Genomic DNA, 24,662 nt, shown 5'->3' on the forward strand with positions numbered 1-24,662 from the left:
GGCGTGACCGGCGGTTCCTCGTCCTACGCGAAGCTCGGCGGCCTGGAGATGTACTACGAGCTTCACGGCGCCCCCTCCGCGCGGCGGCCCTTGGCGCTGCTGCACGGCGGCGTCACCACGATCGGCCTGAGCTTCGGTGCCGTGCTGCCGGCGCCGGCCGCCGGGCGGCTGGTCGTGGCGCCCGAACTGCAGGGGCACGGGCACACCGCCGACACCGACCGGCCGATCACGCTGGCCGCGCCGACCGCGGACGTGGTGGGGCTGCTCGACGAACTCGGCATCGGGCAGGCGACTTCCTCGGCTACAGCCTCGGCGGGCTGACCGCGCTGGAGCCGGCCGTACGGCACCCGGACCGGGTGGGCCGGCTCGTCCTCGCCGCCGCGCCCTACCACCAGGAGGGCTACCACGCGGAGAGCCGGGAGCCGGACCTCAGTTCGCCGCGGATGCCGGGCGAGGCGGACTTCCAGGAGATGGCGGAGGCGTACGCGGCGGTCGCTCCGCACCCCGAGCAGTTCCAGACACTGCTCGCCAAGTGCTCGGCCGCGGCCCACGCGCCGCTGCCGTGGAGCGCCGACGACCTGCGCGGGCTGCGCGCCCCCACGCTGCTGGTCATCGGCGACACGGACTTCGTGCGCGTCGAGCACGCCGCCCGGATGCGGGATCTCGTCCCGGACGCCGCGCTCGCGGTGCTGCCCGCCACCACGCACATGACGCTCATGCGGCGTACGCCGCCGCTGCTTCCGCTGCTCGCCGAGTTCCTGGGCTGACGGGCCGGAGCCTCTTCGTCAGAACACCGACAGTCCGGTGAGCGTGGTGAACCGGTCCAGGGCGGCGACGCCGGCGACCGAGTTGCCGTGCTCGTCGAGTCCCGGGCTCCACACGCACAGCGTGCACCGGCCGGGCACGACCGCGATGATCCCGCCGCCGACGCCGCTCTTGCCGGGCAGTCCGACGCGGTAGGCGAAGTCGCCGGCGGCGTCGTACGTGCCGCACGTCAGCATCACCGCGTTGACCTGCTTGGCCTGGCTGCGGGTGAGCAGCCGGCTGCCGTCGGCGCGGATGCCGTGCCGGGCGAGGAAGCCGGTGGCGAGGGCGAGGTCGGCGCAGGAGGCGGCGACGGAGCACTGCCGGAAGTACTGGTCGAGCAGGGCGGGCACCGGGTTGTCGACATTGCCGTAGGACGCCATGAAATGGGCGAGGGCGGCGTTGCGGTCGCCGTGCGCGGTCTCGGAGGCGGCGACCTCCTGGTCGAAGTCCAGGGTCGGATTGCCGCTCTCGGCACGCAGGAACGCGAGCAGTTCCCCGGCCGCGTCCCCGGTACGGGTCTGGAGGCGGTCGGTGACGACGAGCGCGCCCGCGTTGATGAAGGGGTTGCGCGGGATGCCGTTCTCGTACTCCAGTTGCACCAGCGAGTTGAACGGATTGCCGGAGGGCTCGCGCCCCACGTGCTCCCACAGTTCGTCGCCCTCGCGGGCCAGGTCGAGAGCGAGCGTGAAGACCTTGGTGATGGACTGCGTGGAGAACGGCTGCTGCCAGTCGCCCACCCCGTACACCGTGCCGTCCAGTTCGGCGAGGGCCATGCCGAAGCTGCGGGGGTCGCAGGCGGCGAGGGCGGGGATGTAGTCGGCGGACCGGCCGCGTCCCGGGGTGCGGTCGATCTCGTCCATGATGCGGTCGAGGACCGGCTGGAACTGCGAGGTCATGATCGTCATGATGCCGTACCCCCGGTCCCGCGGGCGCCCCGGGGGCGTCGCACGGTCCCGCCGCGACGGTGCTGCGGCGGTCGCGACGACGCCTCCCGGGGGGTGGGGTGACGGAGCCCGGGTGCCGCCCGGTCCGGTGACCGGGGCCGGGCGGCACGCGGCTTTCCCCGCCGTCACGCGCGGGGTTGCCTGCCGTCAGACGGCGGGTGCGGTCGGGGTGCCCGCGAGCACCTCCGGGCGGAGCAGTTCCGTGAGCCGTTCGGCCGGGAGCAGGCCCTTCTCCAGGACGAGTTCGGCCACGCCCCGGCCGGTGGCGAGGGCCTCCTTGGCGATGTCGGTGGCGGCCGTGTACCCGATGTGCGGGTTGAGCGCCGTGACCAGGCCGATGGAGTTCTCGACGGTGGCGCGCAGTGCCTCGGTGTTCGCGGTGATGCCGTCCACGCAGCGCTCGGCGAGCGTGAGGCAGGCGGCCCGCAGGTGGGTGATGCTCTCCGAGAGGGAGTGCAGGATGATCGGCTCGAAGGCGTTGAGCTGGAGCTGGCCGGCCTCGGCGGCCATGGTGATGGCGACGTCGTTGCCGATCACCTCGAAGGCGACCTGGTTGACGACCTCGGGGATCACCGGGTTCACCTTGCCCGGCATGATCGACGAACCGGCCTGCACCGGCGGCAGGTTGATCTCGCCGAGGCCCGCGCGCGGGCCGGAGGACAGCAGGCGCAGGTCGTTGCAGCTCTTGGAGAGCTTGACCGCGATCCGCTTGAGGACGCCCGACATCTGGACGAAGGCTCCGCAGTCCTGGGTGGCCTCGACCAGGTTGGCGGCCGTGACCAGGGGCAGTCCGGTGATGTCGGCCAGGTGGCGACGCGCGGCCTCGGCGTAACCGGCGGGGGCGTTCAGGCCGGTGCCGATCGCGGTGGCGCCCAGGTTGATCTCGTGGATCAGCTCGACGGCCTCGGCGAGCCGGCTGCGGTCCTCCTCGATCATGACGCCGTAGGCGGAGAACTCCTGACCGAGGGTCATCGGCACCGCGTCCTGCAGCTGCGTGCGGCCCATCTTGAGCACCTCACGGAACTCGACGGCCTTGCGGCCGAACGCGTCCTGCAGAACGGCCATGGCCTTGAGGAGTCCACGCACCGCGAACACCGTCGCGATCTTGACGGCGGTGGGATACACATCGTTGGTGGACTGGCCGAGGTTCACGTCCTCGTTGGGGTGCAGGAACGCGTACTGCCCCTTGGCGTGGCCCATCAGCTCCAGTGCGCGGTTCGCCACGACCTCGTTGGCGTTCATGTTGGTGGAGGTGCCCGCACCGCCCTGGATGACGTCGACGACGAACTGGTCGTGCAGCTTGCCGGAACGTATCTCCCGGCAGGCGGCGACGATCGCCCGCGCCTTCTGGGGCGCCAGCAGACCGAGTTCCTCGTTGGCGAGCGCGGCGGCCTCCTTGACGGCGGCCAGGGCGTCGATCAGGTGCGGGTAGGCGGAGATCGGCGTGCCGGTGATCGGGAAGTTCTCCGTCGCGCGCAGGGTGTGGACACCCCAGTAGGCGTCGGCGGGTACGTCACGGTCGCCGAGCAGGTCGTGCTCGGTGCGGGTGGCGGTCATGGGGGTGCGGGTCCTCTTTCGGACATACGGCGGTGACAGCGCCCCTTGAGGGGCGCGGGACGTCATTGATGTGCGGCTGCCGCCGCGTGGGCGCGACCGGCCACAGGCGGCCCGCAGCGTGAACGCGACCGGAGCACCCCGAAGAACGCTCCGGTCCGCAGACAGATCAGACGCAGGCGGCGAGCGGAACCGGGTCCAGCGCGCGGACGGCGCGCACGCACCCCACCGGCTGCCCGCCCCCGAGCAGCGGCTCCCCCGCGAACTCGGTGAGCAGATCGGGATCCACGCCCGCGCGGGCGAGTGCCGCCGCTGCGACCGGGATCCGGGCACGGTTCGCCCCGTCGGCTATCTTCACGGCGACGGCCCGCCCGTCGGGCAGCGCCGCCACCTGGACGCCCTCGAAGCCGTCCTTGGCGAGCAGCCCCGGCACGGCGGCCATCAGCGCGGCCACGTCGCGGCCCGCGCCGGAGGCCATCTCGGCGTGCTCGCGCATCGCGTCGGCGACCCGAGCCTCGGGCGTGCCGGGCGCGGCCGAGGCGATGCGGGCGAGGGCGCGGGCGAGTCCGTGCAGGGAGATGGAGAACAGTGGTGCGCCGCAGCCGTCCACGGTGACCCGGGCGACCCGCTGGCCGGTGAGATCCTCGACGGTCTCCTGGATCGCCTGCTGGAGCGGGTGCGCGGGGTCGAGATAGTCCGCAAGGGACCAGCCGTTGAGCTCGGCGGTCCACAGCATCGCCGCGTGCTTGCCGGAGCAGTTCTGCGCGAGCCGGGAGGCGGTGCGGCCCTCGCGGATCCAGGCGTCGCGCACCGCGGCGCCGTACGGCATGTCGGGCACGTTGCGCAGCCGGTCCTCGCCGAGACCGGCGAGTGCGAGGATGCGCCGGGTGCCGGCGAGGTGGCGTTCCTCGCCGGAGTGGCTGGCGGCGGCCAGCGAGAGCAGCTCGCCGTCGAGGGGCAGCCCGGCCCGCAGCATGGCGACGGCCTGAAGGGGCTTGACGGCCGAGCGCGGGTAGAACGCGGCCTCGATGTCGCCGAGCTGGAACTGGACCTGGCCGTCGGCGCCGAGGACGACGACCGAGCCGTAGTGGATGCCCTCGACGACCCCGCCGCGGACGAGGTGGGCGACGGGGGCGTGCAGGGGTTCACGGACGACGGGCGCGTCCGCCGGGAAACTGCTGTGCATCACTGCCTGAATCATGAGGTCGGGGGCGCCGCGGGTCACGCGTCGGCCCTGGTGGACGTGTTCGCTCTGCGGCCGCGGACGCCGTACCGGCGCGCGACCGGTGCTGCGGCGACGAGCCGCGCGCACAGCACGGCTTCGAGGTGCTGTGCGCTCACGCCTCGGATCCGCCTTGCGTGGCGAGGTCCGCGCGTGCGGGGCGCACGATGGCGGAGAGGGTGGTGGAGACGCGGTCCAGGTGGTGGCTCATGGCCTCGACGGCGTCGTGCTCGGACCCGTCGACCAGCGCCTCGACGATCGCCCGGTGCTCGCGGTTGGACTGTTCGCGGCGCCCGCCCAGCTCGTTGAGGAAGGCCGACTGACGCGCGAGGGCGTCGCGGATCTCCTCGATGACCCGGCGGAAGACCGGGTTCTGGGCGGCCTCGGCGACGGCGAGGTGGAAGAGGGTGTCCATCGCGACCCAGGCGGTGGTGTCCGTCTCCCGCTCCATGCGGTCGAGCAGGTGGGTCAGATGGTCCAGGTTCTCCGGGGTGCGGCGCAGGGCCGCGTAGCCGGCCACCGGGATCTCGATGTGCCGGCGCACCTCGAGCAGGTCGCCGGCCCCGTAGTCGCCGAAGGTGGGGTCCTCGACCGCGCTCGCGACGACGAAGGTGCCCTTGCCGGTACGGGAGACCGTGAGGCCCATCGTCTGCAGCGCGCGCAGTGCCTCGCGGAGCACGGGCCGGGACACCTCGAGGGTGCGGCACAGCTCGGCCTCGGAGGGGAGCTTGTCGCCGATGGCGTACTCACCGCGCTCGATGGCGCCGCGGAGGTGGCCGAGGACCGCTTCCATGGCGCTGACGCGCCGGGGTGCCGGGCCACCTGTCTGGCTGTCTGACAGGTTCACAGGAACGATCCTGCAGGTTGCGGAAGGCGACTGTCAAGGCGCGCCGGCCGGGAACGGGTACGGGGTGCGGACCCTTGCTGCAGGCATCCGCACCCCGTGGGTGGTGAGAGGTTCGCTCAGCCGCTGAGCGTGCCCGTGGCGAGCAGGCCGAGCAGGCCCACGCCGATCACGATGCGGTAGATCACGAAGGCGTTGAAGGAGTGCTTGGCGACGAACTTGAGCAGCCAGGCGATGGAGGCGTAGGCGACCACGAAGGACACGACGGTGCCGACGGCCAGCGGGGCGGCGCCGACGCCCGCGCCCAGCGCGTCCTTCAGCTCGTAGATACCGGCGCCGGTCAGGGCCGGGATGCCGAGGAAGAAGGACAGCCGGGTGGCGGCGACGCGGTCCAGGTCCAGGATGAGCGCGGTGGACATGGTGGCGCCGGAGCGGGAGAAGCCGGGGAAGAGCAGGGCGAGGATCTGCGAGCAGCCGACGAGCATCGCGTCCTTGAACGAGGTGTCGTCCTCACCCCGCTTGTGGCGGCCCATCTGGTCCGCCGCCCACATCACACCGGAACCGACGATCAAGGAGCCGGCGACCACCCAGAGCGAGGCGAGCGGGCCGTCGATCAGGGGCTTGGCCGCCAGGCCGACCACGACGATCGGGATGGTCGCGTAGATCACCCACCAGGCGAACTTGTAGTCGTGGTGGTAGCGCTCCTCGCGGTTGGTCAGACCGCGGAACCACGCGGAGACGATCCGCTTGATGTCCTTGAAGAAGTACACGAGCACGGCGGCGATGGCGCCGACCTGGATGACGGCGGAGAACCCGACGACGGACTTGTCGTCGACGGGGATGTTCATGAGCCCCTCGGTGATCTTGAGGTGGCCGGTGGAGGACACGGGGAGGAACTCGGTCACCCCCTCGACGACTCCGAGGACGACGGCTTGACCGACGGAGATGGCGCTCATGGGATCCAGTTCTGGGGATAGTTGGTCGACAGTGCTGTAGACGGTCCTACTATGCACGGTCCCGGGGGGCGGATGGCAAGCGCTACGTCCAAAGGACTCCGGCGAGCCAGACCCCGGCGAAGGCGGCGCCGAGACCCGCCACCACGCTCATGACGGTATTGACGGCAGCGTAGAGCCAGGCGCCGGCCTCGGTCAGCCGCAGAGTCTCGTAGGAGAAGGTCGAGTACGTCGTCAGGGCGCCGCACAGGCCGGTCCCCAGCAAGAGTTGCAGATGCGGGCCCGCCGCTCCGGCGGAGGCGGCGCCGGTGAGGAGGCCCAGGATCAGACAACCGGTGATGTTCACCACGAAAGTGCCCCAGGGGAGGAGCGAGTCGTGGCGGGCCTGGACCGCGCGGTCGGTGAGATAGCGCAGGGGCGCGCCGACCACGGCCCCCAGGACGACCAGCACCCAGTTCACAACGAGTTCTTACCCTTCGGGTCGGTACGGTCCGCCGTGTCCGGGCCGGATCGCCACGCGCAGGTCCTCCCTGCGGGAGATCGGCCCTGAGGTGGGGACGCGGGAAGAGGCGCCCGGGCCCCGCGGGGCCCGGCCGGTGAGTGAGGTCATCCCCGCCTCCGCAGGAAGACCAGGCGTGCGGCGGCCGAGGCCAGCCACACCGCCGCGAGGGCACAGAGCAGGGTCGCTGCGAGGTAGACCAGGCCGGTACGGGCCTGGCCGGCGTCGACGAGTCGCCGGATGTCGACGGCATAGGTGGAGAAGGTGGTGAAACCACCGAGCACACCCGTGCCGAAGAAGGGCCGCACCAGGCGGTGGGCCGGGTACACCTCGGTGATCAGCACCATGAAGACGCCGATCACGGCGCAGCCGACGACGTTGGTCCAGAACGTCGCCCAGGGGAAGTGGCCGAGAGTGGTGGGCCAGGCCAGGGTCAGTGCGTAGCGGGCGGTCGCGCCGAGGGCACCGCCCGCGGCGACCACGGCGACGACGGGGGCCTGGGTACGCCACTCGGACCGCCCCGTCGGTCCGGGGCGGACGCGGACGCTCTCCGCTTCCGGGGCTGTCATATCGGTGGGTCTCCTGTCCGGCCCTGCCCGGCGGGTGATCACGGCCGGGCACCAGGGTACTGCCGGGCCGTCCGGCGTCCCGCGGGCGTGAGCCGCGCAGGGGCGCCGCTCACCAGCCGTTCTCGAAGACGCGGAGCACCTCGGCGATGCGGGTCTCGTCGCGCCGGTAGTGGGTGCGGCAGCAGATCCGCCGGGTGCGCGGCATTCCGAGGCGGGTGAGGAAGTCGAGATGGGCCGCGGCGGTCCAGCGGGGACGCCGAGCTTGGCGGCGACGGCCCGCGCGGTGACGCCGGTCTCGGCGGGATCGCGGTGGCAGCGGCCGGCGGGCGGCCCGGCTCACCGTCGCCGAGGTGCTGCACAGCCAGTGAGGGCACGGCGAGGGAGCCCGTCGTCGCAGCCGGAGAGGGCCGCCGCCGCGACCGGGCAGGATCGGAGAAGCGGCCGCGGGCTCCCCCTGCCTAGCGTGAGAGCACCGACAAAGAACCGTCGGTCCACGCATCGACAAGGAGTGAGTGCCATGAGCGCCGGCCTGCAGACGATCATCTACCCGGTCAAGGACCTTGAGCGGGCGAAGACCCTGCTCACCGCCCTGCTGGGGGTCGAGCCGTACGCGGACGAGCCCTACTACGTCGGTTTCAAGGCCGAGGGGCAGGACGTAGGCCTCGACCCGAACGGGCACGCGAAGGGGCTCACGGGGCCGGTGCCGTACTGGCACGTGACCGATCTGCGGGAGCGGCTCGCGGCTCTGCTGGCGGCGGGCGCGGAACTGGTGCAGGACGCGCAGGACGTGGGCGGCGGCCGGCTCGTCGCCGCGGTGAAGGACGCGGACGGGAACATGGTGGGGCTGCTCCAGGACCCGGTCTCCTGAGCCTCATGAGCCCCTTGCACTCGCAGTAGTTGCACGCTCAATGACTGGCCGAATCGGTGCTACGGTGCCGGTATGGCAGTGAAGACGGCCGACACCCGGCTCGAGCAGCGTTGGCGGGACATTCTCACGCTGCACGCGCACACGATGTGCGAGATCGACCGCGTCCTGCACCCGCACGGGCTGGGCGCCAGCGACTTCGAGGTGCTGGACCTCCTGGCCACCGCGTCGCCCCAGGAGGGCGACCAGTGCCGGGTGCAGAACCTGGTCGGGCGGGTGCATCTCAGCCAGTCCGCGCTGTCCCGGCTGATCGGCCGGCTGGAGAAGGAGGGCCTGGTCGAACGCTCGGTGTGCGCGGAGGACCGGCGCGGGGTGTGGGTCGGGCTCACCCGCAAGGGCCGCGACCTGTACGCCGAGGTACTGCCGCTGCAGCGAGCGGTGTTGGAGCGGATGCTGGCCGAACCGGCCGGTTAGGCCGGCACTAGATCACCAGCTCCGTCCCGTCGTCCAGGACCTCCACCCCCTGCCGCGTCACACGCGCGCGTGCGGGTGATACCGGCGTGGCGGTGAGCTGGGTGCGCAGGTCGGGCGAGGCGTTGAGCAGCCACCAGTCACGGCCGTTGCCGGTGACGGCGGCGCACTCCTGGGTTCGGGAGGGCAGTCTGCCGTCCCGGGCGGCCGCGCACAGCGCGCAGGCGCAGTTCCACTGCGGGAAGCCGCCCCCGGCGGCGGTGCCCAGCAGAACGACCCTCACGATCATCGGCTCCTTCGAACACGTCCGGACCTTTCCGCTGGGGTCTTCCCTCCGAAGGGCGGGAAAACTACCCGGAGGCGGGGGGAACTTGGGGTCGTCCTGTGTCGGGCGGCCGGCGGTCCGTCGGGCGCAGCGGCGAGACGGGTTCACCGGAAAAGTCACGCATGCCGGTCCACAGCGCGGGTACGGCGTCGCAGCGGCGGCACAGCTCGTAGGCGACCGCCTCGTAGTTGACCCGCCAGCCACGGAAGTGGGGCCATGCCTCCTTCGGTGACCGTTCCGCCCGGAAGCCGGCCGTCTGAATCATCGCGACGGCCTCGTCGAACTCCTCGAAGGTGAGCAGGATGGGGGTGTCGGGCAGCGGATCGGCGTCGAAGGACATGCGCAGTGCGCGGGCGATGTCGCGCAGGGCGGTGAATCCGGCGCGCAGCACCAGGCGGGCCTCCGGCGGGGCGGTCCGCGGGTCCAGGGCGAGCTGCAGCGCGGCCGCGTCCATGACGGCGATGAGTCCGACCAGCCAGTTGCGGTAGGGGCGCGGGGACCGGAAGGTCAGCAGGACCGGGTACGTGGAGTGGCTCTCGCCGATGTCCGCGGCGAAGCGCTCCCACGCCCGGTACAGCTCGGGCAGCGCCGTCTCGGTGTCGACCAGCCACTGCCGGGCGAGGATCTCCGGCCCCCAGGCGGGCTCCCCGGCCCGCGCCTGCAGCAACGTGACCTCCAGTTCCCGACGGTTGTAGGCGCCGTACAGGGTGGGCAGGTAGGCGATCTGCAGGGCGATCAGGACCGGGCCGGTGGCCGCCGCCATGAAGTCGATCACGGACAGGTTCAGCCGGGTGCCGCTCGCGAAGCCCAGCGTGAACAGGCTGGAGCCGGCCTCGCGGAACGCGGTGGTCCACGACAGCGGCGACACCGCGTACAGCAGCAGCCCGTAGCCGAGCAGGGCCCCGGCGAGCCAGGTGGCGAGGGTGCCGACCAGCATCAGCGGGGCGAGCCAGGTCTGGGCGCGGTCGATGGCGTCGTAGCCGCCGCGCAGGGCGGTGAGCCGGAGCAGCCTGCGCAGCAGCCACCACAGCCGGAACACCAGCGAGGAGTAGAGACCTCGGGGCACGACGAGGGTGCGCAGGATACTGCCGAGGACCAGGACGAGAACCAGTCCGCCGGCCACGCCGGATATCCATTCCATACGGACATTGTGTCGTCTGGCGGGGCGGGGCCCCGGCTCACCCTGGGCTCACCGCGCGAGCAGGGTGCGCACCCCGTGCGAGGTGAGCGTGAGCCCGTGGGGCGAGCTGCCGTCGATCGCGAGCGACAGGTCCTCCTCGGGCCACTGGGAGGCGAGCGCGCCGAGCGGTATCAGCCGGTAGCGGGAGACCTGCGGCAGCAGCTCGGCCATCATCCCCTCCGTGGTGAACACGGGGACGACCGGGTCGCCTCCGGGCTGTTCGAGGACGGGCAGGGCGACCGTCGAGGGGTCGGTGGTCTCGGCCTCGGCCGCGTCGTCCGGCACCGGGACGAGCACCTCGCTGTGGGCGAGGGTGTCCAGGGCGGCCTGGTCCTCGGCGTTCACGGCCAGCGCGTCGAGCGCCTGCTGGGCCGGCGTCGGAAGGTCGTCGTATGCGGGTGTGTCCATGGCAGATCCCCTGGTAGCGGCGGTGATACGGCCACGTCCGCGGCGGATGCCCGGACGTGCTCCCGCCCCGCGTACCCCGAGGCGCCCCGGGCATGCGTGAGGATTCCGGGGAGGGCCCGCGCCCGGACGATGGCGAGAGGCGGCCGGTCGTGGAGATCGCGGAAACCCGGTCGGCGGTGATGACCTCCCGGCCCGCCCGGGCTTCGAGTTGGGGGGGCCGAGCTGTCGGGGGCCGCGGACCGGGGCGGCTTCGTGGACTTCCTCGCCCACGCCTACGGCTCCGCCTTCCACACCGTCCTGTGGGGCCTCGCGGCCGTCTGTCCGGTGCTGTGCGCCGTCATCGCCGCCCTGCTGCGCCTGGGACGCACAGATCTATCCCGCGGGAATCGACCCGTGGATGGTCAAACTCGACGCCGACACCACACACGGAGGGCTCGCCGTCGACAGCCGATTCTTCCCGCACGGCTCGGACTTCCTCGGCTTGCGCGTGCACCAGACGCGCCTCCAGGGCGGCGACGCGTCCTCGGATTCGTACTGCTACCGCCGCTGACCGCTTGCCGTCCGCGAGCGCCGGCGCCGCCGGGCCCTCGACGGTTGCCGCCCCGGTTTCCCGCGCAGGATTCCGGGCAGTACGCAGCCGAGCGACGGTGGAGATCATCGGCAGGATCGACTGCACCACGTCGCGGGTTCCATCGTGGAAAGCTCACCTCCGCCGCACCCAAAGGCTGTCCGGACTTACCAATTACCTTATGACACAGGCGTGTTGGAATTACTTCATGGCCACTCCCGCTGACGGAACCACCCGCCGGAGTCCGCACGAGCCCGCGCAGCACCTGCGTGCCGAGATCGAGCGACTGAGAGACGAGGCGACGCGCCAGAGGACACTCGCCCACCGCCGGGCCGAGTTCTGGGCCAAGACGGACATCGCCCTCGGTTTCCCCGCGGCCCTGCTCGCGGGCACGGCGGGAGCGGCAGGCCTGGCCTCGGCGGACGTGCGCGTTCCCGCCGCCCTCGCCGCTCTGGCCGCCGCCGGGTTCGCGGCGGGAGCCGGATTCCTGCGCAGCGACTCCAGACGCCGCGCCAACAAGCGCGCCCGGCACGCATGGGCCTCGGTCGAGGCCAGGGCCACGGTGGCACTGGCCCGGGAGCACGTGACCCCCGAGGACCTCGGCGACCTGCTGGAATGCCGCCAGGCCGCGCTGGCGGCCTACGACGGCGAGGAGCCCCGACCGGCGGCACCGTGACCCGCAGCCCTCGGCTGCCGGGCATCGAGGGAGAGCGGCCAGTCATGCGCACGTCTTCTTCGAAGATCCGATGCCTGGGTTCTCGTTGTCGGCGACCTCGTGCGGCAGCACCGTCCGGCACGGGCGAGGGGCGGGGCACGGGCCCCGTCAGGCTCGCCGGATCGGCGCCGTGCCGGTGAGGTGCGGCGCGGCTACCGTGAGAGACCCTGATCACGTTCCGCCCTGCGGCTGGACGACATACCGACTAGTCAGGATGATTGAGTCCGACCCGTTGCCGTCCCGCCTTCCAGGAGTGCCGCATGAGCGCCGACCACCCGCCCGGACTCGATCTCGACCGGCTGCGCGGACTGCTAGACCGCGAGCGGCCCGGCCTGGTCAGCGGCCCGCTGACCGGCCGGCTGATCGAGGGCGGACGGTCGAACCTCACGTACATGCTGTCCGACGGCTCCTCCAAGTGGGTCGTCCGGCGCCCTCCGCTCGGCCACGTGCTGGCCACCGCGCACGACATGAAGCGCGAGCACCGGGTGATCAGCGCCCTGCACCCGACCGAGGTACCGGTCCCCCGCCCGGTGCTGCTGTGCGAGGACGAGGAGGTGCTCGGGGCGCCGTTCTACGTGATGGAGTTCGTCGAGGGCACCCCGTACCGCACCGCCGACCAACTCTCCCCGCTGGGCGAGGAACGCACCCGCAACGCCCTGCTGTCCCTGGTGGACACGCTGGTCGGGCTGCACTCGGTGGACCCGGCCGCAGTGGGCCTCGCGGACTTCGGGCGCCCGGAGGGCTTCCTGGACCGCCAGCTGCGCCGCTGGGGCAAGCAGCTGGACGCCTCCCGCAACCGCGAGCTGGCCGGCATCGACGAACTGCACGCGGCTCTCGGGCGCTCCCTGCCCACCTCCCCCGCTCCCACGGTCGTGCACGGCGACTACCGCCTGGACAACGTCCTGATCGGCGCCGACGACACGATCAAGGCGATCCTCGACTGGGAGATGTCCACGCTCGGCGACCCACTGACCGACCTGGGCCTGCTGGTGATGTACTGCACGCCGCTGGGCATGCCCGACTCTCCGGTCTCCACCACCGCCGAGGCGGCGGGGCACCCCTCACCGCAGGAGCTGATCGAACGGTACGCGGCGCGCTCGGGGCGCGACGTCTCGGCCATCTCCTGGTACACGGCGTTCGCCTGGTTCAAGCTCGCCGTGATCCTCGAGGGCATCCACTACCGCTACACCCTCGGCCAGACGGTCGGGCAGGGCTTCGACCGGATCGGCGACCTCGTGCCCGTCTTCATCGACCACGGACTCACCACCCTCCAGGAAGGCTGACCGGACATGGACTTCGCGTTCGACGCGCGCACCGAGGAACTGCGCGCCAAGCTCCTCGCCTTCATGGACGAGCACGTCCACCCGGCCGAGGCCGTCGCCGAGGAGCAGCGGGCCGAGCCGGCCTCGCCGTGGGAGACCCCGGCGGTGGTCGAGGAGCTCAAGGCCGAGGCCCGCAGGCAGGGCCTGTGGAACCTCTTCCTGCCGGACTCCGAGTACGGCGCCGGGCTGACCAACCTCCAGTACGCGCCGCTCGCCGAGATCACCGGCCGCTCCCCGCAGCTCGCGCCCACCGCGCTGAACTGCGCCGCGCCCGACACCGGGAACATGGAGGTGCTCACCCAGTTCGGCAGCGAGCAGCAGAAGAAGCAGTGGCTGGAGCCCCTGCTGGCCGGGGAGATCCGCTCGGCGTTCGCGATGACCGAGCCGGAGGTGGCCTCCTCCGACGCCACCAACATCACCACCCTCATCGAGCGGGACGGTGACGACTACGTCATCAACGGCCGCAAGTGGTACATCTCCGGGGCGATGAACCCGGACTGCAAGATCTTCATCGTGATGGGCAAGACGGACCCGGACGGTGCGGACATCCGCCGCCAGCAGTCCATGGTCCTGGTCCCCCGCGACACTCCGGGTCTCACGGTCAAGCGCGCCATGCAGGTGTTCGGCTACGAGGACCACTGGCACGGCGGCCACGCCGAGGTGATCTTCGACAACGTGCGCGTCCCGGTGTCCAACCTGATCGGCGAGGAGGGCGGCGGCTTCGCCATCGCCCAGGCCCGCCTCGGCCCCGGTCGCATCCACCACTGCATGCGGGCCATCGGCATGGCCGAGCGCGCGATCGAGCTGATGTGCCGGCGCGCGGTCTCCCGCACCGCCTTCGGCAAGGCCCTGGCCCAGCAGGGCGTGATCCAGAACTGGATCGCCGACGCCCGGGTGACGGTCGAGCAGCTGCGGCTGCTGGTGCTGAAGACGGCCTGGCTGATGGACACCGTCGGCAACAAGGGCGCCCACACGGAGATCCAGTCCATCAAGATCGCCACCCCGCGTGCGGTCGTCGGCATCCTCGACCGCGCCATCCAGCTGCACGGCGCCGGCGGCGTCAGCCAGGACTTCCCGCTGGCCGAGCTGTACGCCGGGGCCCGCACGCTGATGCTCGCCGACGGCCCGGACGAGGTGCACCAGCGCTCGCTGGCCCGCCGGGAGCTCAAGAAATACATGTGAACCGGGGAGGGGCGGTACGCGGGACGCCGAAAGCCCCGCACACCGCCCCTTCGTACGGCCCGCCCCTTGGTACGGCCGGCCCTTCGTACGGCCCCTTCGCACCGCCCCTCCCGCCCGGACACGGGGCGCGCGCTTTGATTCCGGGTGCGCGGGCCTGCATCATTTAGTTATGCATAAGCACGTTATGGAGCACGTTCCCCGGAATGTGCCGGCCGAGGACCTGATGATCGCCGTGGAGGAGCTGGTCCGGTACGTACGCCGGAGCGCCACGGCCGGCGGCCTGAGCACGGCGGCCTCCTCGACGCTCGGCCGACTGGGCCGCGAGGGCCCGCAGCGGCTGACCGAACTGGCCCGCGCGGAGAACGTCTCGCAGCCGAACATGACCCAGCTCGTCACGCGCCTGGAGCGCGCGGGCCTGGTACGCCGCACCGCCGACCGTACCGACGGCCGGGGCGTGCTGGTCGAGGCCACCGAAACCGGCCTGGAGGTGTTCCGGCACCGGCGGGCCGAGCGCTCCGAGGCTCTGCGGCAGCTCATCGACGAACTGTCGGAGCAGGAGCAGCACGCGGTGACGGTCGCACTCCCGGCGCTGGCCCGCGTGATCCGGGACCGCCAGGACCGCGAGGAGCAGTAGGGCCGCCAGGTGCGCCCCTACCCCGCACCCGCACCCGGCCCTTCCTAGCCGACAAGCTTCTCGGACACACTCCACAGCCGGTCCGCGTTCTCCCGGTCCACGGCGTACGGCGCGACACCGGCGAGGGCGCCGGCTCGTCCGGTGACCGGTTCAGCCTGCGCGCAGTCCTCGAAGTAACGGCCGGTGACGCCTTCCACGGTCGGCGAGGCGGCCAGCAGCACCGAGGTCGCGGCGCCCTGCTCCACGGTCTTGCCGGGCGGCAGCGCCAGCCCGGTCATGTCGATGAACGAGGCCAGTTGATCCGCGCTCACGTACCGGGCCAGCGACGTGTCGCCGATGTTGCCCGGCATCAGGGCGTTGGCGGTGATCCCGTCGTCGGCCCAGCGCTCGGCGGCACCGACGGCGAACAGGGCGTTGGCGGTCTTGGACTGCCCGTAGGACGTCCAGGGGTCGTAGGGCCGGAACCGGTAGTCCAGGTCGTCGAAGACGACCGGCGAGAAGAGATGGCCGATGGAGCTCACCGAGACCACGCGCGCGCCGTCCGCCGCCGCGAGAGCCCGGTGCAGGCCGACGGCGAGCGCGAAGTGGCCCAGGTGGTTGACGGAGAACTGCGCCTCCCGGCCGTCCGGCGTGCGCGTGAGCTCCGGGAACGCCATGACGCCGGCGTTGCCGACCAGGATGTGCAGCGGACCGCTCCAGTCCGCGACGAACCCGGCGACGGTGGACCGGTCGGCGAGGTCCAGCCGTGCGACGGTCAGCTTTCCTGCCGAGTCCGTGAGTTCGGCTTCGAGTCGGGCCGCGACGCGTGCGCCCGCGGCGGTGTCCCGCACGGCGAGGGTGACGTCGGCGCCGGCCGCGGCCAGCGCCCGGACCGTCTCGACACCGATCCCGGAACTGGCTCCGGTGACGACGGCCCTGCGGCCGTGAAGGTCCACACCCTCGATCACCTCGGCGGCCGTGGTGCTCACTCCGAACGTGTGGGGGGTCTGAGGAACGGACATGGGACGAATCTCCTGACGTCGGGATGGGGGCATCCCATAACTAACTGGATAGTTACAAGACCGTAGACCTCCCCGGCATCCATGTCAATAACTAGATAGTTACTTGGTAGGGTGGCGGACATGTCACGGGACTCCACCGCCACCAAGGCCCGGCTGCTCGACGCCGCCTTCACCGAGTTCGCCGCCTACGGCATCGCCGGGGCCCGGGTGGACCGGATCGCCGAGACCGCGGGCGTGAACAAGCGGCTGATCTACGTCTACTTCGGCAACAAGGAGCAACTGTTCGACGAGGTGCTGCGCCGAGCGCTGACGGCCGGCGCCGAGTCGGTGCCGTTCGACGTGGACGATCTGCCCGGATACGCGGGCGCGATCTTCGACCACCTCGTCGCCAGGCCGGATCTGATGCGCCTGCGCCTGTGGAAGCTGCTGGAGCGCCCCGCCGCCACCGGACCCGAGCCGGATGCCTTCCTGCAGAAGACCGCCGAAGTGGCCGGCGCGCAGCAGCGCGGCGACCTGTCCGGGCAGATGGAGCCTGCCGATCTGCTGACCATGGTGCTCGCCGTTGCCCAGGCCTGGTTCTGGGCCGCCGAGGGCGCCGAGGCGGAGGCACCCGGGCAGTCCTGGGCGGCGGAGCGGCTGGACCGGCACCGCGCGGCGGTCGTCGAGGCCGCCCGCCGGATCAGCGCGCCGCGGCCGGCCGACGGGTCGTAGCCCGGCTCCGGACATCGGCCCCCGCCGCGCGCGAACGGCGGCGGTCTCGACGCACTGCACTCACGGACGGCATCCCCGACACGTCTGTGGGCACCCCCGGCCGCGCCCGCCCGGCACGCCGCCTCAGGTGGCCGTGTAGTCGTGGAATCCGCGACCGGTCTTCTTGCCCAGGTGACCGGCCTCGACCATGCGCAGCAGCAGCGAGGGCGGCGCGTACAGCGGCTCCTTGAACTCCGCGTACATCGACTCGGCGATCGCCTGCGTGGTGTCGAGACCGATCAGGTCAGCGAGGGCCAGCGGGCCCATCGGGTGGGCGCAGCCGAGGACCATGCCCTGGTCGATGTCCGTGGCCGAGGCCAGGCCCGATTCCAGCATCCGGACGGCGGACAGCAGGTACGGGACCAGAAGGGCGTTCACCACGAACCCGGCGCGGTCGGTGGCACGGATGACGTGCTTGCCCAGTGTGCGGGTGACGAACCGCTCCGCGCGCCGACGGGTCTCCGCGCCGGTCAGCAGGGAGGGGACCAGTTCCACCAGGGGGAGGATCGGGACCGGGTTGAAGAAGTGGATGCCGACGACCCGTTCCGGCCGGGTGGTCGCGGTGCCGAGCTTCATGACCGGGATCGACGAGGTGTTGGAGGCGAGGATGGCGTCCTCCCGTTCCACGACCTTGTCGAGCGTGGCGAAGACGTCGACCTTGAGCTGCTCGCTCTCCGCGACGGCCTCGACCACCAGGTCCCGGTCCGCGAAGTCCCCGAGGTCGGTGGTCGGATGCACGCGGGCCAGAGCGGCCTCCCGGTCAGCGTCCGACAGTTTTCCGCTGCGTACGCCGCGTGCCAGGGACTGCTCGATGCGCCGTCGTCCGGCGGACAGCGCGTCGGGTCCGGTCTCGGCGACGCGTACGTCCAGCCCGGCCCTGGCGCAGACCTCCGCGATGCCCGACCCCATGAGGCCGGCGCCCACGACGCCGATGCGGTGGATGGTGTCCATGGGGTCATATGTCCCTTCGCTGATGGGTGTACTGGGCCGGCGCGACGGTGAACTCCAGGTACGCGCCGTCCGCGCCGCCGGTGAGCAGCCTTTGCGTGCTGCCCGTGAGGCGGGAGGAGCCAGGCGGACGCCGTCCCGCAAGGGGACCCGGAAGGAGTCCGCCTGCGGGACCGGCGTACCGAACGGCACGGGGACGGCCGAGCTCACCCGGCGTGCGCCACGGGTGCCGGGTGGTCCGGGTCCAGGCCCGCGTCGGCGTCGGCGACGCGCGCCCGCTCGCTCGTCAGGTCCAGCGACCGGCAGACCACCAGGTACAGACCGGCCGAGACGGCCAGTCCGACGATCATGGTGACGTCCAGGCCGTCGAGCCACCGTGCCACGGGGCCCATGTGGTCGCCCACGACGGCGAACGGCATCATCGACGCGAAGCCCACGACGTAGCTGACCAGTCCGCGCCAGCTCCACCGACCGTAGATACCGCGGGGGTTGAAGATCTCCCGGATCGAGTAGTGGCCGCGGCGCACCACGTAGAAGTCGACCAGGTTGATCGCCGTCCACGGAGTGAACAGGTAACCGAGGATGACCAGGAAGTGCTCGAACTGCCGCAGGAACGACTCGTCCGAGCCGAAGGCGATCGCGGTCGACAGCAGGCCGACGACGATCAGCGTGACCACCCGCTTGGCCACGGTGGGCCGGATCTGCCGGATGGAGTCCATGCTGGACAGCAGGGTCAGGCTGCCGCCGTAGAAGTTGAGCGTACCGATGGTGATCAGCGGGACGACCGACACCAGCAGCAGGGTGGTGCCGAAGCCGTGGAAGACCTTGTCGCCGGCGGCGATGACCGACTCGACGAGGGCCAGTTTCGGGAACAGCCCGGCCGCCACGGTGCCCACCAGCATCATCCACGCACCGCCGATGGTCGCGCCGAGGTACGTCCACCAGAACGAGGAGCGCACGCCCACCGTCGGCGGCAGGTAGCGGGAGTAGTCGGAGACGTAGATCGACCAGGAGAGCTGGTAGACGGCCGCCGTGAAGAACTGGACGAGGAAGGGGGCGAGGGTGAACGCGCCCAGGTCGAGCTGGTCGGGGCTGAAGGGGGCCGCGACCGCGATGCCCACGGTGAACACGACCAGGGCCGCGAACATCAGGTAGGTCAGCCAGCGCGACGCCCGGTGGATGAAGTCGTAGCCGACCACCGCGAGCACGATGCCCACCACCGCGTAGCCGATGTAGCTCGCCGGGTCGGGCACCCCGGCCAGATGCTCCAGGGTGCGGCCGACCAGGATCTGGTTGAACGCGGTGTAGCCGATGTACGTCACCAGTGCCGTGACCCACACGAGCAGGGCGCCGACGAAGCCGAACTGCGGCCGGGACTGCACCATTTGGGGCAGCCCCAGCTGGGGGCCCTGGGTGGAGTGGAAGGCCATGAAGAAGGTGCCGAAGGCGGATCCGAGGACGACGGCGATCGCCGTCCAGATCAGGTTTCCGCCGAGGGTGACCCCGATGGCACCGGTGGCGACGGTGGCGAGGTGGGCGTCTCCGGCGAACCACACCGGGAACAGGTGCCATACCCTGCCGTGGCGTTCGGCCAGGGGGACGTAGTCGATGGAGTGGGTCTCGATGACCGGGCGGCCGGTGCCGGCTGGATGCGCCGGGGCGGATGTCGAGTTCGAGGTGACGGTCATGTCGTGTCCTCGTTCGGTGGGTGGGTTGCCTGGTTGAGGGCGGCGTACGCCAACTGCTCCAGCAGCAGGGCGGACTCGCGCGAGGATTCCGCGGCGGCGTCGATGACCCTCTTGGTCACGGCGACCGCGAGCGGCGGCAGCGCGGCCAGTTCGTCGGCGAGTCGCAGGGCGTGCTCCACGTGCCCGCCCGGCTCGCTGATCTCGGTGAGCAGGCCCCAGGCGAGGGCTTCGTCGGCCGTCAGGCGGCGGCCGCGCAGCACGAGTTCGCGGGCGCGGGCCGGGCCGACCGCTCGTGCCGTGCGGTAGGTCCCGCCGGAGCTGGGCAGGATCCCGATGCCCACCTCCGGCAGGCCGAGTCGCGCGGTCGGGTCCGCCACCCGGAAGTCGGCGGCGAGGGCGAGCTCCAGGCCGCCGCCGAGACAGTAGCCGGCGATGGCGGCGACGGTGGGCTGGGGCAGGGCCGCCAGCTTCTCGTAGACGGCGCCGGAGTCGCGGTAGTAGGCGGCGATGGCCTCGGGGGTCATCTCGCGCAGTTCACCGGTGTCGGCGCCGGCCGAGAAGACCCGGCTGCCGCCGGTGACGACGACGGCGCGGCTGGTGGTGACGGCCTTGTCGTCCAGGGCGCGCAGCAGTTCGCGCTCCAGGTGCGTGGAGAGGGCGTTGAGCTTGGCCTCCCGGCGCAGCGTCAGCACGGCGGTGCCGCCGCTGCGCCGGATCTCCACGGTGCCGGCGCTCACGCGGCGGTGTTTCCGGTCGTCGGGAAGTCCAGCATGCCCAGGCCCCGCTTGCCGATCTCGTTGGCGATGACGAGGCGCTGGATCTCGGAGGTGCCCTCCCAGATGCGGTCGACGCGCAGTTCGCGGTAGAGGCGCTCGACCGGGTAGTCGCGCATGTAGCCGCGGCCGCCGAAGATCTGGACGGCCCGGTCGACGACGCGGCCCGCGGCCTCGGAGGCGGACAGCTTGGCCATCGCCGCCTTGGCGTGCAGGGTCTTGCGGTCGCCGCCCTGGTCGAACTCCCAGGCCACCTGGTGGACGAAGGCGCGGTTGACGGCGATGTCGACGGCGGAGTCGGCAAGCATGGCCTGGATCATCTGACGCTCGATCAGGGCCTTTCCGCCCTGGACCCGTTCGCGGGCCCACTCGCTGGCCAGGGCGAGGGCGCGTTCGGCGGCGCCGACCGTGCGGGCGCCGATCATCAGGCGCTCCTCGGTGAACCAGCTGCGGGTCAGGTCGTAGCCGCCCCCGATCTCGCCGAGGACCGCGTCCGCGCCGACCTCGACGCCCTCGAAGACGTACTCGGGGTGTTCGTAGACGAAGGTGTGCATGTAGCGGGGGACGCGCTTGAGGCGGATGCCCGGCAGGTCCTTGTCGACGAGGAAGAGGGTGGGTGCCTTCTCCTCCCCGACCAGGGCGAGGACGAGGAAGAAGTCGGCGGCGTCGCCGACGGTGACGAACCACTTCTCGCCGTCGATGCGGTAACCGTTCGCGGTCGGGGTGGCGGTGGTGGTGATGCCCTGCGGGTCGGATCCGGCGTCGGCCTCGGTGATGGCGACGGCGTCACGCCGCTGTCCGAGGATGTCGGGGACGAGGTAGCGCTCGCGCTGCTCGGGGGTGCAGGCGGACAGGGCGTTGGCGGGCCGCCACACGGTGTCCCACAGGGCGTTGGTGAGCTTGCCGAGCTCCTCCTGGACGACGACCTGCTCCAGGATGGTCAGCCCGGCGCCGCCCCACTCGGCCGGCATGTTGACGGCCTGCAGTCCGCTCGCGAGGACCTCGTCGCGGATGGTGCCGAGCACCTCGGGCGACAGACCGTTGTCGGCCTCGCAGGCGTCCTCGTGGATCATGATCTTGGCCGCGAGTCCGGCGGCGCGTTCCTTGAGGTCGGTCAGGCGCGGGGTGTAGGCGAAGTCCATGCGGGTGTCTCCTTGTACAGCGGTATTTACAGGGGGTGTTGAGGGTCAGGCGTCGAGGACGATGCGGGCGTCCAGGCCCAGACAGCCCTTCGGGGTGGCGAGCAGGGGGTTGACCTCCAGCTCGGCGATCTCGGGGTGCGCGGCGGCGACGGCGGTGACCGCCTCGACGGCCCGCGCCGCCGCGGCCAGGTCGACGGCGGGCCGGCCACGGACACCGCGCAGCAGGGGTGCGGCGCTCAGCCGGGTCAGCAGTTCCTCCGCCTCGTCCGCGCGCACGGGGGCGAGGGCGAGCCGGACGTCGCGCAGCACCTCGGTGAAGATGCCGCCGAGACCGACCAGCGCCACCGGCCCGAAGCGGGGGTCGCGCCGTACGCCGACGATGAGTTCGACGCCGCCCGCCGTGTCGGCCATGGCCTCGACGCAGTAGCCGGGCGGGTCGAGCCGCCGCGCCATGTCCGCGTGTGCGGCACGTACCGCGGCCTCGTCGGCGAGGCCGAGGGCGACGCCGCCGGCGTCGGACTTGTGCAGCAGCCCCATGGCCTTGAGGACGACGGGCCCGCCGATCTCCCGGGCCGCCGCGGCCGCCTCGTCCTCGCTACGGACCAGGTGGGCGGCGGGGAAGACAAGGCCGCCGTCGCGCAGCAGCTCGCGGGCGGTCCAGTAGTCGTCGGCCACGACCGGCGCGGCGGGCCGGGGCAGCGCCGGAACGTGCGGGGCTCCCCGTTCGGCGCGGTCGGCGATCCGGCCGAGGACGCGGGCGGCGTGCTCGACGGAGCCGAAGACGCTGACGCCCTGGTCGTGCAGTTCCCGTGCGGCGGGCCGGTCCGCGTACATGGTGTGGACGGCGACCGGCTTGCCGTGGGCGCGGATGTGCTCGGCCATCACCCGGGCGGTGGCGGTCTCGGCGTCCGCGAGTGCCGCGCCGTAGCCGCCGTAGCCGCCGAAGTAGCCCGTGACGAGGACGGCGTCGACCTCGTCGGCGCCGAGCGCCAGGTCGAGGACGCGGCCGAAGGAGGTGATGTCCTGCTCGCCCGCCCCGGCGAGGTCGACCGGGTTGGCGGTGCCCGCGGAGGCCGGGAGTTCGGCGGCCAGGGACGTGCTCAGCCCGGCGCCGAACTCGGGGACCAGCAGGCCGTGCGCCTCGGCGACGTCGCTGGCGACGGCTGCGTGGCCGCCGCCGTCCGCGACGACGGCGACGCGCCGCCCGCCGCCCCGGCGGTTGCGGTACAACGCGCCCAGCAGATGGGCGAGTTCCGCGACGGTCGAGACCCGGTCCGCGCCGGCGGCCCGGCAGGCGGCGTCGATGACCGCGGAGTCGCTGGTCAGCGCCCCGGTGTGGGAGCGGGCGCCGCGCTGGGACGCCTGTCCGGCGCCGACGGTGAGCAGGACGACGGGCTTGCCGGCCCGTACGGCGTCGGCGGCGGCGTCGGCGAAGTCCCGTCCGTCGCCGAAGTCCTCGCAGTACAGCGCGATCAGCTCGGTGCCGTCGTGCGCGGTGTAGCTGCGCACGAGGTCGGCGGCGGTGAGGTCGGCCTGGTTGCCGAGGGAGGCGAACCGGGAGAAGCCGAGGCCGTCCCGCTCCAGTCGGCGGCTGAGTTCGAGCGCCATGTTGCCGCTCTGGGAGATGAACCCCACGGAGCCCGCGGGCATGTCGTTGGACGCGAGGCGCAGTCCGCTGGTGGTGTCGAGCACGCCGAGGCAGTTGGGGCCGAGCAGGACGGCGCCGGCCTCTCGGATCCGCTCGGCGACCGCTGCCTCGCGCAGCCTGCCCTCCTCTCCGAGTTCGGCGAAGCCGGCGGTGATGCCGACGATGGCGCGGGCGCCGGCGGTGAGCGCGTCGTCGACGGCGTCCGCGAACGCGGCGGCGGGCACGGCGATGACGGCGAGGTCGACGCCGCCCGGCGCGTCAGCGGCGCGGCGGTGGACGGGGCGGCCGAGCACGGGCTCGCCGCGCCGGTTGACGAGGTGGACGGGGCGCTGGTGGTCGCTGCGCAGGGCCTGTACGGCGATCCAGTTGCCGTACTTGGTCTCGTCGTTGCTGGCGCCGACGATGGCCACGGAGGCGGGGTCGAAGAGGGCGGAGAGATCGCGGGCGGCGGCGCTGGGCAAGGCCGCGTCGGCGGGGAGGGTGAGGGTCACGGGGCCACCTTCAGAGCGTCCACGGTGTGGGGGCTGTCGAGGTCGGACGGATGGGACAGGACGGACGGATCGGCCGGGTCGTCGGTGTGCTCCAGGGCCGGGACCGGGTGTCCGGTGCCCCAGGCGTCGACGCCGCCGTCGATGACGATCGTGGTGCCGGTGATGTACGAGCCGCCGGGCGAGGCGAGGAAGGAGAGCACCCCGGAGACCTCGTCAGCGCGGCCGAGCCGGCCCATGGGTACGGCCTGTTCCCAGCGCCGGCGGTCGTCCTCGGAATACGCGTCCTCCATCCCCTCGGTCGCGATGGTGCCGGGGGCGACGCACACGGTGCGGATGCCGTAGCGGCTCCACTCCAGGGACAGTCCGGCGGCGAGGTTCTCCAGGGCGGCGCGGGCGGAGGTGGCGTGCACCATGCCCGGGATGCCGCGCCGCGGGGAGAACGCGACGAAGAACACGGCCCCGGAGCGGTTGGGGATCATCGAGCGGACGGCGACCTCGCGGGTCATGGCCCAGGCGGCGTCGACGGCCAGGTCGTGCACCGCGCGCCAGCCCTTGGAGGTGATGTCCTCGGCGGGGGCGGTGAACTGGCCGCCGGCGTTGTTGACGAGCACGTCGATCCGGCCGAACTCCGCGAGGGCGGCGTCCACGACGTGCGTGACCGCGCCCTCCTCGCGGATGTTCGCCGGCACGGCCAGACAGGTGCCGCCGGCGGCCTCGATCTCGGCGCGTACATCGTCCAGGGGGCCGGGGCGCCGCCCGCAGACGACGACGCGCGCCCCGCAGGCGGCGAAGTCCCTGGCGACGGCCCGGCCTATGCCGGTGCCTCCACCCGTGATCAGCACGACCTTTCCGTCGTGCACGTCAGGGCGCAGTGGTGAGGTGCCCACGGTGCTCTCTTTCTGTGCCGTGTCCCGGTTCTGTGCCGGTGATCCGGGCCGGCCACGCGGTGTTCGGACGTTCCCGGCCCGCGAGAGGACGGGAACTCCCAGGCATGGCACGGTTGTCGACCTGGATCGGCACATCGACTGACTGATGCGTCGGTTGGGAATTGCCCTCACTCTGGGACGGGCTCGAAGGTGCTGTCAATAGGCTCGCAACCTGCCGTTTTCTATGAAGACCCGATTCACCGGGGAACAAGTACCCACACCTGGGGTATTGC

Annotated in this window: 27 protein-coding genes and 1 pseudogene; 10 read left to right on the forward strand and 18 right to left on the reverse strand. The window is 72.0% G+C overall.

The genetic code is table 11. The features are described from left to right. Positions 1–3: 3 nt before the first annotated feature. Both ACWD5D_RS31735 and ACWD5D_RS31740 read left to right on the forward strand, forming a co-directional pair. Positions 4–321, forward strand: coding sequence for an alpha/beta fold hydrolase (locus ACWD5D_RS31735; protein WP_451376220.1), 318 nt, complete (start codon positions 4–6; stop codon positions 319–321). Between the two features lie 35 nt (positions 322–356). After that, a complete protein-coding gene (locus ACWD5D_RS31740) occupies positions 357–767 on the forward strand; it encodes an alpha/beta fold hydrolase (protein WP_451376221.1) in 411 nt (136 codons plus the stop codon). 18 nt (positions 768–785) lie between these two features. Here the strand turns inward: ACWD5D_RS31740 and ACWD5D_RS31745 are convergent, their stop codons facing one another. The 8 genes and pseudogenes from ACWD5D_RS31745 to ACWD5D_RS31780 form a co-directional block, all read right to left on the reverse strand. Then, entirely contained in the window at positions 786–1,712 is a 927-nt protein-coding gene (locus tag ACWD5D_RS31745; RefSeq protein WP_451376222.1) for a glutaminase, read from the reverse strand. Between the two features lie 186 nt (positions 1,713–1,898). Beyond that, positions 1,899–3,308 carry an aspartate ammonia-lyase gene (aspA, locus tag ACWD5D_RS31750; protein ID WP_451376223.1) on the reverse strand — a complete coding sequence of 470 codons (1,410 nt, stop codon included), beginning with the start codon at positions 3,306–3,308 and terminating at the stop codon, positions 1,899–1,901. Between the two features lie 166 nt (positions 3,309–3,474). Beyond that, the gene (locus tag ACWD5D_RS31755; protein ID WP_451376296.1) at positions 3,475–4,491 is read right to left on the reverse strand and encodes an asparaginase; all 1,017 of its coding nucleotides are present in this window, start codon (positions 4,489–4,491) and stop codon (positions 3,475–3,477) included. Between the two features lie 151 nt (positions 4,492–4,642). Continuing rightward, positions 4,643–5,320, reverse strand: coding sequence for a FadR/GntR family transcriptional regulator (locus ACWD5D_RS31760; RefSeq protein WP_451376297.1), 678 nt, complete (start codon positions 5,318–5,320; stop codon positions 4,643–4,645). A gap of 170 nt (positions 5,321–5,490) precedes the next feature. After that, positions 5,491–6,327 (reverse strand): undecaprenyl-diphosphate phosphatase, encoded by an 837-nt coding sequence (locus ACWD5D_RS31765; protein ID WP_451376224.1) that lies wholly within the window; start codon positions 6,325–6,327, stop codon positions 5,491–5,493. 82 nt (positions 6,328–6,409) lie between these two features. Beyond that, positions 6,410–6,784: a fluoride efflux transporter CrcB gene (gene crcB / locus ACWD5D_RS31770; RefSeq protein ID WP_451376225.1), complete on the reverse strand. Its 375-nt coding sequence runs from the start codon at positions 6,782–6,784 to the stop codon at positions 6,410–6,412. A gap of 146 nt (positions 6,785–6,930) precedes the next feature. Then, the gene (gene crcB, locus ACWD5D_RS31775; RefSeq protein WP_451376226.1) at positions 6,931–7,392 is read right to left on the reverse strand and encodes a fluoride efflux transporter CrcB; all 462 of its coding nucleotides are present in this window, start codon (positions 7,390–7,392) and stop codon (positions 6,931–6,933) included. Positions 7,393–7,501: 109 nt separating this feature from the next. Then, positions 7,502–7,701 (reverse strand): annotated as a pseudogene (locus tag ACWD5D_RS31780) (ArsR family transcriptional regulator); the annotation flags it as partial. 208 nt (positions 7,702–7,909) lie between these two features. Here ACWD5D_RS31780 and ACWD5D_RS31785 point away from each other — a divergent pair. Next, positions 7,910–8,260, forward strand: a complete 351-nt coding sequence (locus tag ACWD5D_RS31785) for a VOC family protein (RefSeq protein ID WP_451376227.1) — start codon at positions 7,910–7,912, stop codon at positions 8,258–8,260. Positions 8,261–8,332: 72 nt separating this feature from the next. Beyond that, positions 8,333–8,731, forward strand: a complete 399-nt coding sequence (locus tag ACWD5D_RS31790; RefSeq protein ID WP_451376228.1) for a MarR family winged helix-turn-helix transcriptional regulator — start codon at positions 8,333–8,335, stop codon at positions 8,729–8,731. A gap of 7 nt (positions 8,732–8,738) precedes the next feature. Here the strand turns inward: ACWD5D_RS31790 and ACWD5D_RS31795 are convergent, their stop codons facing one another. The 3 genes from ACWD5D_RS31795 to ACWD5D_RS31805 form a co-directional block, all read right to left on the reverse strand. After that, entirely contained in the window at positions 8,739–9,011 is a 273-nt protein-coding gene (locus tag ACWD5D_RS31795; protein WP_451376229.1) for a hypothetical protein, read from the reverse strand. A 67-nt stretch (positions 9,012–9,078) separates the two neighbouring features. Next, complete coding sequence (locus ACWD5D_RS31800; protein WP_451376230.1) at positions 9,079–10,194, reverse strand: hypothetical protein; 1,116 nt, start codon at positions 10,192–10,194, stop codon at positions 9,079–9,081. Between the two features lie 48 nt (positions 10,195–10,242). After that, a complete protein-coding gene (locus ACWD5D_RS31805) occupies positions 10,243–10,641 on the reverse strand; it encodes an SseB family protein (protein WP_451376231.1) in 399 nt (132 codons plus the stop codon). Positions 10,642–10,849: 208 nt separating this feature from the next. Between ACWD5D_RS31805 and ACWD5D_RS31810 the strand changes: the two genes are divergently transcribed. The 5 genes from ACWD5D_RS31810 (at position 10,850) to ACWD5D_RS31830 (ending at position 15,062) form a co-directional block, all read left to right on the forward strand. Next, entirely contained in the window at positions 10,850–11,191 is a 342-nt protein-coding gene (locus ACWD5D_RS31810) for a selenium-binding protein SBP56-related protein (RefSeq protein WP_451376232.1), read from the forward strand. 226 nt (positions 11,192–11,417) lie between these two features. Beyond that, the gene (locus tag ACWD5D_RS31815; RefSeq protein ID WP_451376233.1) at positions 11,418–11,885 is read left to right on the forward strand and encodes a hypothetical protein; all 468 of its coding nucleotides are present in this window, start codon (positions 11,418–11,420) and stop codon (positions 11,883–11,885) included. Positions 11,886–12,184: 299 nt separating this feature from the next. After that, a complete protein-coding gene (locus tag ACWD5D_RS31820; protein ID WP_451376234.1) occupies positions 12,185–13,207 on the forward strand; it encodes a phosphotransferase family protein in 1,023 nt (340 codons plus the stop codon). A 6-nt stretch (positions 13,208–13,213) separates the two neighbouring features. After that, positions 13,214–14,428: an acyl-CoA dehydrogenase gene (locus ACWD5D_RS31825; RefSeq protein ID WP_451376235.1), complete on the forward strand. Its 1,215-nt coding sequence runs from the start codon at positions 13,214–13,216 to the stop codon at positions 14,426–14,428. A 169-nt stretch (positions 14,429–14,597) separates the two neighbouring features. Further along, the gene (locus tag ACWD5D_RS31830; RefSeq protein WP_451376236.1) at positions 14,598–15,062 is read left to right on the forward strand and encodes a MarR family winged helix-turn-helix transcriptional regulator; all 465 of its coding nucleotides are present in this window, start codon (positions 14,598–14,600) and stop codon (positions 15,060–15,062) included. Between the two features lie 44 nt (positions 15,063–15,106). Here the strand turns inward: ACWD5D_RS31830 and ACWD5D_RS31835 are convergent, their stop codons facing one another. After that, the gene (locus ACWD5D_RS31835; protein ID WP_451376237.1) at positions 15,107–16,063 is read right to left on the reverse strand and encodes an SDR family NAD(P)-dependent oxidoreductase; all 957 of its coding nucleotides are present in this window, start codon (positions 16,061–16,063) and stop codon (positions 15,107–15,109) included. A 120-nt stretch (positions 16,064–16,183) separates the two neighbouring features. Between ACWD5D_RS31835 and ACWD5D_RS31840 the strand changes: the two genes are divergently transcribed. After that, the gene (locus tag ACWD5D_RS31840; RefSeq protein WP_451376238.1) at positions 16,184–16,774 is read left to right on the forward strand and encodes a TetR family transcriptional regulator; all 591 of its coding nucleotides are present in this window, start codon (positions 16,184–16,186) and stop codon (positions 16,772–16,774) included. Between the two features lie 123 nt (positions 16,775–16,897). Here the strand turns inward: ACWD5D_RS31840 and ACWD5D_RS31845 are convergent, their stop codons facing one another. The 6 genes from ACWD5D_RS31845 to ACWD5D_RS31870 form a co-directional block, all read right to left on the reverse strand. Then, positions 16,898–17,764, reverse strand: a complete 867-nt coding sequence (locus ACWD5D_RS31845) for a 3-hydroxybutyryl-CoA dehydrogenase (RefSeq protein ID WP_451376239.1) — start codon at positions 17,762–17,764, stop codon at positions 16,898–16,900. Between the two features lie 203 nt (positions 17,765–17,967). Continuing rightward, positions 17,968–19,449 (reverse strand): purine-cytosine permease family protein, encoded by a 1,482-nt coding sequence (locus tag ACWD5D_RS31850; protein ID WP_451376240.1) that lies wholly within the window; start codon positions 19,447–19,449, stop codon positions 17,968–17,970. Further along, a complete protein-coding gene (locus ACWD5D_RS31855; protein WP_451376241.1) occupies positions 19,446–20,186 on the reverse strand; it encodes an enoyl-CoA hydratase/isomerase family protein in 741 nt (246 codons plus the stop codon). The genes ACWD5D_RS31850 and ACWD5D_RS31855 overlap by 4 nt, the downstream gene beginning before the upstream one ends. Then, positions 20,183–21,364: an acyl-CoA dehydrogenase family protein gene (locus tag ACWD5D_RS31860; protein ID WP_451376242.1), complete on the reverse strand. Its 1,182-nt coding sequence runs from the start codon at positions 21,362–21,364 to the stop codon at positions 20,183–20,185. Before ACWD5D_RS31860 ends, ACWD5D_RS31855 begins: the two co-directional genes overlap by 4 nt. Positions 21,365–21,409: 45 nt before the next feature. After that, positions 21,410–23,503, reverse strand: coding sequence for an acetate--CoA ligase family protein (locus ACWD5D_RS31865; RefSeq protein WP_451376243.1), 2,094 nt, complete (start codon positions 23,501–23,503; stop codon positions 21,410–21,412). Next, positions 23,500–24,390, reverse strand: coding sequence for an SDR family NAD(P)-dependent oxidoreductase (locus tag ACWD5D_RS31870; RefSeq protein WP_451376244.1), 891 nt, complete (start codon positions 24,388–24,390; stop codon positions 23,500–23,502). The genes ACWD5D_RS31865 and ACWD5D_RS31870 overlap by 4 nt, the downstream gene beginning before the upstream one ends. Positions 24,391–24,662: the final 272 nt, after the last annotated feature.

Source organism: Streptomyces sp. NPDC002520 (genome assembly GCF_053595235.1).